A 15,398-nucleotide genomic window follows, 5' to 3' on the forward strand; every position below is an offset into this window, starting at 1 on the left:
AAATTCAAAAATAAAAGAACTATAACACAAAATCATATGTATAGTTCCTTATTCTTTATATTTTTCACCTTAGTTATATTCTATTTTTCCTTTTAAATTACTAAATATCTTCTTAGAAGTCTCATCAATAAACTTATCCATTTCTTCTTCATTAAGATATATGAAATTATCTTTAGTCTCTTCATTATCTCCTAAATAATATTCTGTTATATATTTAACTTGCTTCATTAAAGCTCCCTCAGGAAAGTAATCTAAATAATCAGGTACCTGGTCTATATTTTTAAAAATAGTATGGAAAATAAAGTTAGGATTTTTTTCTAAATATAAAAAATCTAATCCATACCAATCTTTTTTTATCGTCCAAATAAAACTTGCATCTTCCTTTAATTTTTTATTATATAAGGCATTCTTCTTTTTTTCATCAAAAAACTTAGACCATTCTATATCAGTAAGCAAATGTATATAATATCCAAGTACATAAGAATATTTGGAATATTCCATTGAATTATTTTTTATATACTTATTAAAAAACTTATTTGCCTCTATATTATTTTCTTCATTAATCCAATGAGTAATTGTTTTTGGTGGATTGAAACTACTCCAATCTTCGTTAGGAACTCCCGAATCTGGTCCCACGTTACCAAGAATAAAAGCTGTAGAATCTAAATCATCCACATTCTTTAATATATTTTCCGCAATTCTAAGATGAGCTATCCAAGTTGCCATTAAAATCCTCCTTATAATCATATACTAATATTTACTGGCCTAACACCTCTTGTTCTTTCAATGCAATTCCTTTAGACTTTTTTGCTATAGCCATCATAAGTCCCAAAGCTATTGATAAGAAAGCTGAAGCTATTACTCTATACTGTGGTGGCATTAAGAATACAACGGTATGGCATGGTATCCAGAAAAACGGAATGGTTTTTAGCATGCTAAACCCTATAAGCATATTAAAATCCACTTCCTCAATTAATTCATTTATAGTTACCTTTTTCATCCCTCTGTATTTAGCATCAATATATAAATCACTAAATTTATGAAATAAAAACATAAATGGCGCAAAAGTAATATTCATCATGGTACTTGTTAAAAATGCATGCCCAAGCTTTGAGTCTTGGAAAGGTAATCTGCCCATACTTTGTGCTGATAACACTCCTTCTGAATATAATGTAAAGGCTAAAGTTATCATCATTCCAATGATTCCCCATATAATTGCTTTAAAAATTAATCCTTTAGTTTTTTTCCATTGTCCATGTAAAATTCTCGCTCCTAATATATCTCCCATGGTAGCTAAGACAAAAAACTTTAAAAAACCACTAATATATGGATATGCTTGTGTCATAACCATGAATACTTCTCTAGTAGATGGCACCACTAAAACCATAGCCCATAACAGTAATAAACCTCCCCATAAGTAATCCCCTAATTTCATTCAATTATTCTCCCCTTTTCTACTGTATCTTTTAAAATTTGTTATTTTATAAATATTATAACGTTTTCATAACTATTTATCTATAACAAATTTTCATTTTTAAGAAGTTTTTAATAAGTTGAAAATTCACCTCTATTACATTTATATGTAATTTCCACACCCATTTGTGTTAAAATACATTTTATTTTTTTGATATAAAGATAAAATCTACAGGATGAATATATGAATAATTCAATGAAAGATATATGTCTTAAATACAAATGTAACCCTTTCTTCTTTTGTTTTTAAATTTCCTTAGTATCTATAAATCTTTTTAATTTATAGTTCTAATGATCTATCTATATAACTTCTATATTGAGTATGAAACTTTCCTTAAGTTTGTACTATTTAACTATTATTAACTTCTCTTTATTTTTGTAATTCAGTAATACTTATATATCAGCATAAATATTACTGAAATTATAAATAAATGTTAATGTTTATTTATAATTATTTACAACCCAATTTTTATATGATACACTATATTTAAATTGCTAAATAATAATTATTATTAAATAATAAATTACTTTTAATGGTAATAGTATTAAAAAGAAGAAAGTGGGGAATAAAAATGGGAAATCTAAAAGGAACTAAAACAGAAGCTAATTTAGCGACAGCATTCGCAGGAGAATCTCAAGCTAGAAATAAATATACATTTTATGCTTCAAAGGCTAAAAAAGAAGGATATGAGCAAATTGCCGCTCTTTTCACTGAAACTGCAAATAACGAAAAAGAACATGCAAAAATATGGTTCAAGCTTCTTCATGATGGCATAGGTGACACTATGGAAAACCTTAAAGATGCAGCTGCTGGTGAAAACTACGAGTGGACTGATATGTATGCTAATTTTGCAAAAGAAGCCAGAGAAGAAGGCTTTGATAAAATTGCCAACTTATTTGAAGGCGTAGGTAAAATTGAAAAAGAACATGAAGAAAGATATTTAGCTTTATTAAAAAATATTGAAGAAGGAAAAGTCTTTGAAAAAGAAGAAAAAGTAGTGTGGCAATGTGCTAACTGTGGATTTATCTATGAAGGAGAAAAAGCACCTAAGGCATGTCCTGTATGTGCACATCCTCAAAGCTACTTCCAAATCCTAGCTAAAAACTATTAATAAAAAATGCACATCTGAATAATCTGATGTGCATTTTTTATACTTATTCATACTGAATTGTGATCAATAATTCAGTCTTTTGCTTTTTAAATATTGATATGATTAACCATTAATTTCTTGGATACACATCATTGGATCTTCTTCAACCTCATCACTCTTTACGTTGTTTTCTACCAAACACTCATATTTTAAAACATATGATTCTTTAAATTCCTTTGTTGCCAATATAAACAGAAAAATATTCTCACTATCATCGTAGGCTGTACAGATACTATTTGCCATAAATCCATTTGGTAGACACCATATATCTTCATTATTGTACATTGGATATATTATATTAATTATGTTAATCATATTTATTGAAGAAGGGTTATATATATTACACCTTAAAATTTTATCTAATATTATTCCAGCAGTTAAGGTGACATTTTTTTTATTATTTCTATATTTATAGAATATTTCTCCGCTTTTTTTAACCATATATACTCCCTCATAGGTAGTAATTATAAGATTGTCATCATTATGATTATATGAGATACTATTTATTGATTCTAAATACTCTGTTAAAATTTTTATCTCTTCTATAATAATGAATTCTAAGTTTAGCTTATATAGAATTTCATTATTTTCTTCTGAGACTGCCCAAAAGCACTTTTCTACAGTATCATAACAAAGGCTTGTATACGGTCTCTCAGTATCGCAACTCTTTATAAAATCCCCCTCTAAGTTAAAAATATATATATTTGATGATTTATGAAAACACGTATAGAAATACTCTCCATCAAAAGCCATGCCACTGAATGGTTTCTTTTCTATATTATTTAACCGAGTCTTTGATAAAAAAAACAAATTTTTCATAAAAATCTCCTTATTATTAACATTATATATTATTATATCCTTATTAGGTATATTTTGTTCACTTATTTAAACCACTTTATAAGTAATTAAAACGTACTGCCATATAGAACATAAATGCATTGACCATCTAAGTAAGATGTTGTGATTGATTATATCAATTTCATTCATGTAAAAATCCTAATGATTGTTAATAAAACGAAGGCAGTAAATGCTTATGCATTTACTGCCTCCATTTTATTATAGACAATACTTTTTATTAATTAATGTTCTTAGTTGAAAATTTTTATAAATACATATGCTGAATTTTGTATTTATAGATTTACCTAAATATAGCACTCATCACAACGGTCTTCACATTCACGCTTTGGTTTCTGTTTACAGTTAATCTTATCTGCTGGTGTCACTCTATATTTATACTCTCCACATGGATTATATCCTGGTGATGTACAAGCATGGCAATTTCCATCATTAGTACTAATTATTCTTTCAATACCTACTGCTGATTTGTTAACTAGAACTTTATAACATCTACCTGGAACATCAACGCAAATATCAAATTGATAAAAACCTTCACAATCACTAACTGTATGAGCTATTCCTTGATACTGGCACACATCACCATGTTTAACTACTTTAACAAGTTTACAGAGTACATTAGAAACGGGTTGTCCGTCGCAGTTTTTTACTTGACCCCACAATCTTATGGAGTTAAATTCAGATACAATTACATCTGCTCTTACTTCTGAATCACAACCTTCTAATATTACATCTATTGAATTTCCATCAATCATACTATTATCACATACTAAATTATTATAATTCTTACTCATAAGAAGTTAACCTCTCTTTAAATATTTTGGTGGTATGTAGCTACCACAATACATTATATGAAAGTTATAAATTTTCTGTGCCATATACTTGATTATCAAATTATAATTCACCACTACTATAAAATATAGATAAATTTTAGTTTATTGGTATGAGTTGCTTATAGATTTCTGTACCATACCTTTTATCTATTAAAACTATGGTACCCCTATCTTCTTCTGTTCTAATAACTCTTCCCATAGCCTGTATAACTTTATTCATTCCTGGAAATGTAAATGCATAGTGAAATCCTGGCTCTCCTATTTCGTTAAAATATTCTTCTATTAATTTTCTTTCAAAGGATATTTTAGGTAAACCAACTCCAACTATAATAGCTCCTTTAAGCCTGTCTCCAATTAAATCTATACCTTCTGAAAACACTCCTCCTAGAACAACAAAACCTATAGTTCTATCCTTACTATTTATCTCTCCATCCTTTAACGAAAATCTTTCTAAAAATTCTCCTCTTTCTTCCTCTGTCATAATACTATCTTGTAAATATATGTTATCTTTACTATAATTCTCACAGTAACCTTCATATACTTTAGACATATATTCATAGGATGGAAAAAATACTAAAAAGTTTCCTTCATTATTATTAAGAGTTTCATTGATATACTTACAGATTGGGTAATAACTTTGCTCTCTGTACTTGTACCTAGTATCAATATCATATTTTAGAATCAATTTTCTATTTTCTGGTGGAAATGGAGACTGAAGTTTTATGCTGTAACTTTTATCATCTCCACCTAGTAGCTTTTTAAAATAATTCATTGGAGAAAGAGTGGCTGAAAAAAATATATTGCTTATATTTCCTTTAATACACTGTTTTATTACATTGCTTGGATTTAAGCAGAATATTTTCATCATTATATCCTTCTCTTCATTATTACAGTAGAGTACAAAATCCTCTGAAAATAATTCTCCAATTCTAATAAAATCTAAGAAATAAAAATATACATTTAAAAATATTTCATCTATGGTTTCACCACTGTGCTCTTTTAGGTAATTTTCACCTTCCGTTACAAAAAGTCTCAAAAAAACTAGCATTTCTCCCGGTCCTTCATCTATTATCACATTGCCATTTTCACCTATTGTATATTCCTTTAAAAGCTTAATTATTTTATTTATTATACCTATTAATTTTTTATTTTTATATTTAAATTCTTTTTTTAATTCTTTCAAATCACTTACTTTTATTTCTGCAGAATACATATTTCTTCCACGATCTACTAGATTATGAGCCTCATCTATAAGAAATATATACGGGGTATCGTCAAAGGCCATTCTCTTTATCATTGCCTTTGGATCAAAAAAATAATTATAATCTCCTATTATAAAATCACACCAAGCAATTAAGTCTAAGGAAAGTTCAAAAGGGCATACTCTATATTGCCTACTGTACTCCTCTATAACCTGTTGATTAAAAACTTCATTATTCTCTATCATGGCCAATATAGCGTCATTAACTCGATCAAAATGTCCCTTTGCATATTTACAGGCGTCCCCATTACATATTCTCTCCTCAAGAAAACAAATCTTGTCTTTTGCAGTAATAGTTAAAGTTCTAAGCCTCATACCAGAGCTTCTTAATATGTCTAGGGTATTTTCAGCTACTCCCTTAGTAATATTTTTTGCTGTAAGATATATAAGCTTAGCTGAGTTATTTATAGTGAAAGTCTTGATTGCAGGGAAAATTGTTGAGATAGTCTTCCCGGTCCCTGTAGGTGCTTCAATGTAAATATCTTTTTTCTCCTTTATAGTTCTATATATATTTACAGCTAGTTCCCTTTGACCCTTCCTATAATTTTTAAAAGGAAAGTCTAACTTCTCAATCGATTTATCTCTTAACTCTATCCAACTGCTTTGAAGCTGAATCCATCTCGTATATCTATCCATCACTTCATTGAAAAATCCTTGTAGTTCTTCCCTTAAAAAAGTTTTGGAAAAGGTCTTTGTATGCAAACTTTCTCTATGACAATATATAAGATCTATATCTATCTCACTTAAGTTTTCTTCTTCACAATAGATATATCCATATAGTTTTCCTTGAGCCCAGTGAAGAAAGTTTTCATTTTCTTCAAGGGTAAGTAAATCCTTCATTGTAGTCTTTATCTCTATTATTTTTACTCTAGTATTATTATCTTCCTGTGAACTAGTAATAATAACACCATCAGCTCTCCCTTCTAAAATAATGTTTATTTCCTTATAAGATAACTCTTTTGATAGATACATCTCATTAATATAGATTTTCTCTTCCAATTCATCACATTGCTCTTTAAGTTCCTTTTGTATGACTTTGTGAAGTCTAGTACCCTCCTGAGCTGATGCAATACCACCTACTCTATCATCAATATCCCCTTGTCTATAAATAAACTCTATTAAATTTCTAACAGATATTCTCATATTATTTTCTATCATATTCTTCTCCTAATAGGTAGATCCATGATTAAACTTTAGGAATTACTTGTTTTGTTTCTGTCTTTCCATCTCTTCAAAAATTTCATTTAAATATTCCCATCTTTCTAATAGAAAGTTCAATTCCTCTTTTAATCTATTTTGATCTTCTAACAACTGTTGTAACTTTACAAAATCACTTCCACATTGATTTATCTCGGCCTCAATTAATGTAATATTTTCTTCTTTTTTTTCAATATCCTCATCTATGGTATCAAATTCTTTTTGCTCTTTAAATGTAAACTTAACTTTAGTTGGTTTTTCCTTACGATTTTTATTTTCTTCATGTTTTTTTTCTTTATTAGCACTTGATGTAGCCACTTCTTCTTCAGCTTTTATATCCTTATACTCTTTATAATCACTATAATTCCCTACAAGTTCTAAAATCTTTCCTTTTCCTTCAAAGCTAAAAATTCTATTGGCAATTCTATCTAAGAAGTATCTATCGTGGGATATGGCTATTACTGTACCATTAAATCTATCCAAATAGTCTTCTAAAATTGTTAAAGTCTGAATATCTAAATCATTGGTTGGCTCATCTAAAAATAATACATTAGGTGCTTCCATTAGTATTCTTAAAAGATATAATCTTCTCTTCTCTCCACCAGACAATTTAGATATAAAACTATGCTGCATGGTTCCATCAAATAAAAAATTCTCTAACATTTGAGAAGCAGTAATTTTACTTCCATCATTTGTAGTTATATACTCAGCTATTTCTTTAATATACTCAATAACTCTCATAGTTCCATCTAATTCTATATTTTCTTGAGTAAAATATCCTATCTTAACAGTTTCACCCTGTGCAACTTCTCCCTTATCAGGGCTTAATCTTCCACTTATAATATTCAATAAAGTGGATTTACCCATACCATTATTCCCTATAACTCCTACTCTCTCTTCCTTAGTGAAAATATGACTAAAATCCTTTATAATTACCTTGTCTCCAAAGTCCTTGCTTATATTATCAAGCTCTAATATCTTCTTTCCTAACCTTGAACCAGCTGTATTTAGTTCCATTTTTTCTTCATCTATCTTGTAGGATGTTTCTTTTAACTCTTCAAATCTATCAATTCTTGCCTTTTGCTTAGTAGATCTAGCCTTAGCTCCTCTTTTTATCCACGCTAACTCTTTTCTGTAAAGATTTTGTCTTTTACTCTCAAGCGCCTCAAAAAGCTGCATTCTCTCTGCTTTCTTCTCTAAAAATACAGAATAATTCCCTTGATAGGAATAAATCTCTCCCCTATCTAGTTCAAAGATTCTATTAGTAATTCTATCTAAGAAATATCTATCGTGGGTTATCATTATAACCCCACCTTTTCTTTTCTGTAATAGTTCTTCCATATAATCAATTATTTCATTATCCATGTGGTTAGTAGGTTCATCCAATATTAAAAGATCACAAGGGGTTATTAACACATTACAAAGTCCCACTCTCTTTCTTTGCCCTCCAGAAAGCTTTCCCATTTTAGAATCAAAATCCGTTATTCCTAACTTTGTTAGTAATGCTTTAGCTTCACTTTCTATTTGCCAACCTCCTAATGCATCAATTTTGCTAGTAAGCCTAAATAACTGTTGTTGTAGCTGAGAGTTATCACTATTGGTTTTTAGTTCTTCTAATACATGTTCATACTCTCTTAGCACTTCCATTATTTCTCCCTCACCATTAAAAACATGATCAATAACTCTATCTTCTGGATTAAACTCAATATGTTGAGGTAAATAAGAAATATTAAGTCCATTCATCTTTGTAATTGTCCCTGAATCCTCTTGTTCTATTCCTGCAATGATTTTTAGTAATGTAGACTTTCCAGCTCCATTTACACCAATTATTCCAATTTTATCTTCTGATGTTATGGTTAGTTTCACATCTGTTAATAATGGTTTTTCACTAAAACTCTTATATATATTTTCAAGTGTAATTAAATTCATATGTATCATCCTCAATTCTTAACTATGTTTAATTTTTATAACTTCATTTGTAATATTTTCTTTTTCTAAAACTTTTCCTATGGACATTATACCTAATTGAGAAAGAAATAAAAACCTTTAGATACTATTATTATCTAAAGGTTTTTATTTAACATTTAATATTTATAGGGACTTTATACTATATCGTTAATCAAATTTTTTCTAAAAAATATACCTTTAACAAAATCAAGTCTATAAAAAATGTATTTATACTGCTATATCTTTATGATCTTCTTTCTTTTTTTCACCTATAGTAGATAAATTAATTCCTAATCCTTTTTGTATTATTCTAATAATTGGAAGAGAGATTATACCGTCTACAATATGATGAATTATAGTTCCTATTCCTGTGACAACAAGTGATAAAATTATATTACCTGTGAATATAAGTACTACTAATCCTTCAAAAATTCCATGTATTGGTGCTGTAAAAGCTACTACTTTACCATAAGACATTTTTTTCATAATCATTTTAGCTCCAATATATCCTACTATTATATGAGATGAAGCCCTCATTGCTACAATTGGGTCTGGTATAGCAAAGAAAAAACCTACCACTGAACCAATTCCAACTACAGCAGCCTCAAAAGGTCCTAAGAACATAGCAATAAACATAGGTACGTGTGCTGCCAAAGTTGCAGAGAATGGCGGTATATATACCTTAAGAAAAGGCCCAAATATTACTGGTATTATAATAGACATAGCTATTAATAATGAACTTATTACCATTTTTTTTAAATTTGTTTTCATTTTTATCCTCCTTGTATATCTGTATATACACCAGTATATATTATTGAGATGTAGTTGTAAATAGAAAGTATCCATTATAAAAAATAATGGATACTTTCTATTTAAATCAATTATAATTTTAATTATTTTTCTCTTTTAATGCTAATAATAACTTATCGCAGGTTACAGGTATGCTATACATCCTAATTCCTACAGCATCATAGATGGCATTTAATATAGCTGGAGCTGTCGGTATCATTACAGGTTCTCCTATTCCTTTAGCTCCATAAGGACCTGATTCCTCTAGCTCCTCCACAAAATAAGTATCTATATGTGGTACATCTTTACTGGTAGGTATTATATAATTAGAAAAATTTTTATTTTTTATAGAACCTTTTTCTATTTCTATTTCCTCCATAAGGGCATAACCTATTCCCATAGCAACTCCACCTTGTGCCTGCCCCTCTGCCGAAGATGGATTTATTATTTTTCCTGCATCATTTACAGCTATAACTTCAATTATGTCCACCTTACCAGTTTCATCATCTACTTCAACAGTAACTTTTTGTGCACCAAAGGTATACGGCCAATAAGGATTTCCTTCACCAGTTTCCATATCAATTTGTGAAGTCTCTGCTTTAAAATATCCTTCTGTCTTTGTCGGAATTTTATTTTCTATCATATACTTATAAATACTTTTTAAATCTTCTTTACTAATAGATTTAATCTTTGATTTATTTATACCACTATCTAAATTATTTCTAAGTCTTTTACAAACATCATAAACTGCATTTCCTGTATTATAAGTTTGTCTACTAGCTGCTGCAGTACCACTATCTCTTATCAAACTAGTATCATTATATATTACCTTAATTAAATTTCTATCTATATTTAACGTTTCTGTAGCAATTTGCCACATTACACTTATACCACCAGAGCCTACATCTGAAACCTCAACATATACTAAAATTTCGCCATTTTCCATAAGTTCAGCTGTTGCTCTTGATTCATCTGGAAATCCATTTCCATAACCAGTACCATAAAATATAGTAGCATAACCTACTCCTCGATTCTTCATATAAATTTCACCCCTTCTTTTAAATTTCTACTCCATCAAGGTCTGCAAGTTTTTCTATACATTTTTTAATACCTACACTCGATTTTAATACTTGACCTGTAGCAGTTTTATCTCCTACTTTAAAAGAATTCATATATCTAAATTTTAGTGGGTGAATTCCAAGCTTTTCAGCTAACATATCCATCTGAGCTTCTGTAGCAATAGGACACTGTGTTGCTCCAAATCCTCTCATAGCTCCACTATATGGATTATTGGTATATATAGCCATAGCTCTTATATCAACATTTTCTATATTGTACGGTCCTGTAGCATGTACTGCAGCCTTTCTTAACACATTCATTCCCCATGAAGCATAGGCTCCAGTATCTCCATAGATTCTAGCTTTTAATGCACAAAGCTTACCATCTCCTCTTACCCCTGTTTTGAAAAAAATTTTCATAGGGTGCCTTTTACTATGAGATATAGTAGATTCTTCTCTATCATAAACTACTTTAACTGGTTTTTTACTTAAATAAGCTGCAATTGCTGCATGACATTGTGGGTTAATATCTTCTCTACCTCCAAAGGCTCCACCAATAGTCATATTTCTAATTCTAACCCGCTCTTCCTCAATATTTAAACATCTAGCTACCTCTTCTCTATCATAGTGTGGATATTGAGTTGCAACATATACTTCGACTACTCCATCTTCATCAATTCTACTTACAGCTGCCTCAGGCTGTAGAAACGCATGTTCTACCATAGGAGTATTATACCAATTTTCTACTACATATTTAGCTTCCTTAAATCCATCCTCTATATTACCTTTTTTTATCTTTAAATCATAAAGTATATTACTTCCTTCACCTAAAATTGGAGCATCTTCTTTTAAAGCATCATCAATAGTAAAAACTCCCTTATACTCCTCATACTCTATTTCTACCCTATTTAAAGCTTTTTTTAAAGTTTCCTTATCCTCGGCAACTATTAAAATTATAGCATCCCCTACTCTTTTAATAGTATCTTTCACAAGAGTAGGAATGTCTTTAAATATCACACCATGACTTATAACTCCTGGTATCATAGTGTAATCTATGACCATTTCCACACCTTCTATGGCTCTTATCTCTTCAATATTTATATTTTTAACTTTTCCATAGGGTATTGTACTTCTTTTTACTCCAGCATATAACATACCTTCAAATTCTAAATCGTCAGGATAAATTGATTTACCTAGAACCTTATCGTAAACGTCCGGCCTTATTAGTCCTCGTCCAACAACCTCCATATCATCCTCTCCTCTAATTATTTTTCAACTTACTTTGTGCTAAAATTATACCTTGGACTATTTTCTCATAACCCGTACACCTACATAGATTTCCAGAAATACTTTCCCTTATTTCCACTTCAGTTGCATCTATGTTGTTATCTAGTATAGCTTTAGCACTTATTATCATTCCTGGAGTACAATATCCACATTGAACTGCTCCAACTTCCATAAAAGCTTCTTGAATAGGATGTATCCCGTCATTGCTAATACCTTCTATAGTAATTATTTCACTATCATCTAAAGTTGCTGCTAGTAAAAGGCAAGAATTCACAGTCTTACCATCTAGAATAACAGTACAAGCACCGCACTCACCCTCTCCACAACCTTCTTTTATTCCTTTTAATTTTATTTCATCTCTTAAAAAATCTATTAGTCTCATCATAGGATTTATATTTCTTTTATATTTAGTTCCATTTATTTTCATAGTTACTTCTATCATAATGCACCTCTTTTCTATAATATAAATTTATATTTATTTCTCTAAAGCATTATTTAAGGCTCTTTTAAATACCCCTTTAATTGCTTCTCTTTTAAAAGGCATAGTTTTCCTACCACCAATGCTTTTCTCTACAGTCCTTTCCAAGTATTCTAAAGCCTCTTCAGAATATAGCCATTTAATATCTTTTTCCAAAGACTTTTCTTCCAACTCTTTAACCCTAAAAGGGTATCTTCCAACTGCTCCAAGACATATATTTATATCACAAATCCTATCCTCTTTTATTTCTAAATTTACAGCAGCACTTACTCTTGCAATGGCTAAAGAATTCCTTTTACCTAGCTTGTAATAGCCGCTTATTTCTTGTGTTTTAGGTATAATAATTTGAGTTAATATTTCATTTTCATTTAATTTCTCTTCTTTATAATTTTTGAAATATTCTTCACAACTTACTCTTCTTATTCCTTCTTCAGAATCTATAAGTAACATTCCTCCTAAACTAATTATGCAAGGTATTATATCAGCTGCAGATCCACCATTAGCAATATTTCCTCCTACTGTAGCTACATTTCTAATTTGTGGTGATCCCATAGCCTTACTACAATTCAAAAGTAAATTACAGTATTTCTTTATAATATTACTTTCAATTAAATTACTAAAAGTCACCATAGAACCAATATATATTTCATCTTCATCCTCTACTATTTTTTTTAATTCTGATATTTTCCTTAAAGAAACTATAGACTCACAATTTACTTTATTTCTCTTAAAGTCCAGAACTAAATCTGTTCCCCCAGCTAGCAGTTTAAGATTAGAATGATTTTTCATATATTCTTTAACTTCTTCTATAGTTTTAGGATTGTAAATTTTTAATACTTCCACGCTATACCCCCATTCTAATGAATTTATTTCATGTTTTTCAACTTTATTACATATAAATTTGAAAAAAATCTTCTATATCTTATATAGAAGACTTATTTTACTCTAATGCCATTATTGTATTTTTAACTCTACTAATTAATTAATTTATAATATTATTTAAAAAAGGAGTCCCTCAATGCCCCATAAACAAAACAACTATTTAAATAGCTTCATATATAAATAGAAATCTATTTATATATCCTACAATAATATAAGGACACGAATTATTTTCTTTTAGTGCATGCCATTAAGATCATCTCCTCTGCAACTTGAAAATACTCATCTAAATCAAATTTCCCTTCATCAATTAAGTACTGTAACGACGCTCCTAGCATTAATGATACCATCACAAAAGGAAGATTTCTCATAGTTTTCTCATGTAGTCCTTCTTGATCTTCTTTAGATAGAGTATCTTCAATACTCTTTCTCCAGATATTAAAGGTGTTTTGAAAGATAGTCCTTATCTCCTCATTTACCGTTCCTTGAACCCAATAATCAATTTGAGCATACTCCATCTTTTTATTTATTAAAATATCATCTTTTTTCTGCTCAAAGAAGCCTTGAATATTTTCAGTAACAGTTTTACGTTCAGTATCTATATAGTTCTTACGTCCATTAGAAAATTCCTCTTGTATACTATTAAGTAATGCTACCATAATATCATTCTTAGTAGAGAAGTGATAATGCAGGTTAGCTTGGCTCATATTAGCCTCCTTAGCAATTATATGCATACGAGTACCACTAATTTTCTCCTTTGATACTACTTCAAGTGCCGCTTTAAGTATCCTCTTATCCACATCTTTTTCCATGATTAACCTTCTTTCTTACTTAACCCTAATTTCATCTAAAAGTTTATAGTTTTATAAATTACCTATATGGCTCTTCTATAACTTTTCCAGCCACATATCTTTTTATGATATTTTTAGGATTTCCTGTGTAAATAAATTTTTGTAATCTTTCTTCTATTGATAGCTTTTTGAAACTGTTTAATGAGCTATCATCTATAACTAAAGCATCAAATTCGTAACCTTCTTCAAAGCTACCAACCTTTCCAAAGAAACTTCCACTTCCCTTGGTTGCTAAATAAAACAACTCAGCTGTATTTAGCGGTGCTTCTTTTTTACCACTTTCAAGCCATTTAATCTTCGATGCCTGTGCACTGTCTACTATTATATTGCACATAGATAAGCTATGTCCTCCTGATATGTCAGAAGCAAGTCCAATTGGTATTCCCTTATTTATTAATTTCCTAATTGGGGCTATACCACTTGCTAAATTCGAGTTAGAATTTGGACTATGAGCTACAAATACTTGATTTTTCTTAAGCATTTCTATTTCTTCATCTTCAAGTAATACGCAGTGAGCCATAATTGTTGGTTGCTTACCAAGAAGTCCTGCATCTTCATAAACGCTAGCGTAATTTTCGAACTCCGGATGTAAGAACTTTACAAATTCTACCTCATCTTTATTTTCACTTAAGTGTGACTGCACTGGTATTTTATATTTTTCAGCTAAGTCACCTAATGTTCTTAATAATTTTGTAGTACAGGTAGGCACAAATCTAGGAGTTATAATTGGTTTTACCAGTTCATACTTATTTCCATATTCAATTATAAAATTTTCTGTATCTTCAATGGATTTCTCTGTATCTTCTCTTAAGAATTCCGGACAATTCCTATCCATATTTACCTTTCCTACATAAGCACCAAGTCCTGAATGGTTTAAGATATCCATTAAAAGCTTTGTTGAATCAAGATGTACTGTAGCGAATATACAACTTCTAGTTGTTCCATTTTTCCAAAGCTCTCTTACTAAACTAGTGTATACCTCTTTTGCATAGGTTATATCCCAATACTTTTCCTCCTCAGGGAAAGTATATGACTCTAACCATGGCATTAATTCCTTATCTAATCCTAACCCTAAATTAGGAAATTGAGGTCCATGAAGATGTATATCAACAAAACCAGGAATAATTAATTTATCACCATAATCTATTACTAATACATTATTAAGTTCTTCTGGCAATACTTCATATACTCCCTTTATTATATTATTCAATAGTACCACATACCCATTTTTTATTATTTCATATTTTCCAAAGTTCTTGGTAAAAATAATATTTCCTTTTATTGCTTGAAGCTCTTTCATCACATTCCTCCTTAATTAAATTAACATATTCAAACTATA

At 29.7% G+C, this 15,398-nt stretch carries 14 protein-coding genes; 1 reads left to right on the forward strand and 13 read right to left on the reverse strand.

Annotated features, from left to right (window positions below; translation table 11 throughout):
• Nucleotides 1-69: 69 nt before the first annotated feature.
• On the reverse strand, nt 70-726 hold the full coding sequence (locus tag ABDZ93_RS18880; protein ID WP_343828067.1) for a zinc dependent phospholipase C family protein: 657 nt from the start codon (nt 724-726) through the stop codon (nt 70-72).
• Between the two features lie 31 nt (nt 727-757).
• Entirely contained in the window at nt 758-1,435 is a 678-nt protein-coding gene (locus ABDZ93_RS18885; protein ID WP_343828068.1) for a hypothetical protein, read from the reverse strand.
• Nucleotides 1,436-2,045: 610 nt separating this feature from the next.
• On the opposite strand from ABDZ93_RS18885, the gene rbr reads away from it, so the two are divergent.
• Complete coding sequence (rbr, locus tag ABDZ93_RS18890; RefSeq protein WP_343828069.1) at nt 2,046-2,585, forward strand: rubrerythrin; 540 nt, start codon at nt 2,046-2,048, stop codon at nt 2,583-2,585.
• Between the two features lie 102 nt (nt 2,586-2,687).
• Here the strand turns inward: rbr and ABDZ93_RS18895 are convergent, their stop codons facing one another.
• The 11 genes from ABDZ93_RS18895 to guaD form a co-directional block, all read right to left on the reverse strand.
• Nucleotides 2,688-3,443, reverse strand: a complete 756-nt coding sequence (locus ABDZ93_RS18895; RefSeq protein WP_343828070.1) for a hypothetical protein — start codon at nt 3,441-3,443, stop codon at nt 2,688-2,690.
• A gap of 323 nt (nt 3,444-3,766) precedes the next feature.
• A complete protein-coding gene (locus ABDZ93_RS18900) occupies nt 3,767-4,273 on the reverse strand; it encodes a hypothetical protein (RefSeq protein ID WP_343828071.1) in 507 nt (168 codons plus the stop codon).
• Nucleotides 4,274-4,409: 136 nt separating this feature from the next.
• Nucleotides 4,410-6,731: an ATP-dependent DNA helicase gene (locus ABDZ93_RS18905; RefSeq protein WP_343828072.1), complete on the reverse strand. Its 2,322-nt coding sequence runs from the start codon at nt 6,729-6,731 to the stop codon at nt 4,410-4,412.
• A 42-nt stretch (nt 6,732-6,773) separates the two neighbouring features.
• Nucleotides 6,774-8,699 carry an ABC-F family ATP-binding cassette domain-containing protein gene (locus tag ABDZ93_RS18910; protein ID WP_343828073.1) on the reverse strand — a complete coding sequence of 642 codons (1,926 nt, stop codon included), beginning with the start codon at nt 8,697-8,699 and terminating at the stop codon, nt 6,774-6,776.
• Between the two features lie 246 nt (nt 8,700-8,945).
• Nucleotides 8,946-9,488 carry an ECF transporter S component gene (locus tag ABDZ93_RS18915; protein ID WP_343828074.1) on the reverse strand — a complete coding sequence of 181 codons (543 nt, stop codon included), beginning with the start codon at nt 9,486-9,488 and terminating at the stop codon, nt 8,946-8,948.
• A 118-nt stretch (nt 9,489-9,606) separates the two neighbouring features.
• Nucleotides 9,607-10,551: a xanthine dehydrogenase family protein molybdopterin-binding subunit gene (locus ABDZ93_RS18920; RefSeq protein WP_486187763.1), complete on the reverse strand. Its 945-nt coding sequence runs from the start codon at nt 10,549-10,551 to the stop codon at nt 9,607-9,609.
• Between the two features lie 13 nt (nt 10,552-10,564).
• Nucleotides 10,565-11,812, reverse strand: a complete 1,248-nt coding sequence (locus tag ABDZ93_RS18925) for a xanthine dehydrogenase family protein molybdopterin-binding subunit (protein ID WP_343828076.1) — start codon at nt 11,810-11,812, stop codon at nt 10,565-10,567.
• Between the two features lie 13 nt (nt 11,813-11,825).
• Nucleotides 11,826-12,293 (reverse strand): (2Fe-2S)-binding protein, encoded by a 468-nt coding sequence (locus tag ABDZ93_RS18930; RefSeq protein WP_343828077.1) that lies wholly within the window; start codon nt 12,291-12,293, stop codon nt 11,826-11,828.
• A gap of 33 nt (nt 12,294-12,326) precedes the next feature.
• Nucleotides 12,327-13,172 (reverse strand): FAD binding domain-containing protein, encoded by an 846-nt coding sequence (locus ABDZ93_RS18935; RefSeq protein WP_343828078.1) that lies wholly within the window; start codon nt 13,170-13,172, stop codon nt 12,327-12,329.
• 263 nt (nt 13,173-13,435) lie between these two features.
• On the reverse strand, nt 13,436-14,020 hold the full coding sequence (locus tag ABDZ93_RS18940) for a TetR/AcrR family transcriptional regulator (RefSeq protein ID WP_343828079.1): 585 nt from the start codon (nt 14,018-14,020) through the stop codon (nt 13,436-13,438).
• A gap of 58 nt (nt 14,021-14,078) precedes the next feature.
• Nucleotides 14,079-15,359: a guanine deaminase gene (gene guaD, locus ABDZ93_RS18945; RefSeq protein WP_343828081.1), complete on the reverse strand. Its 1,281-nt coding sequence runs from the start codon at nt 15,357-15,359 to the stop codon at nt 14,079-14,081.
• Between the last annotated feature and the right edge of the window lie 39 nt (nt 15,360-15,398).

The organism is Clostridium subterminale (genome assembly GCF_039521425.1).
GTDB classification, from domain to species: Bacteria; Bacillota; Clostridia; order Clostridiales; family Clostridiaceae; genus Clostridium_J; species Clostridium_J subterminale.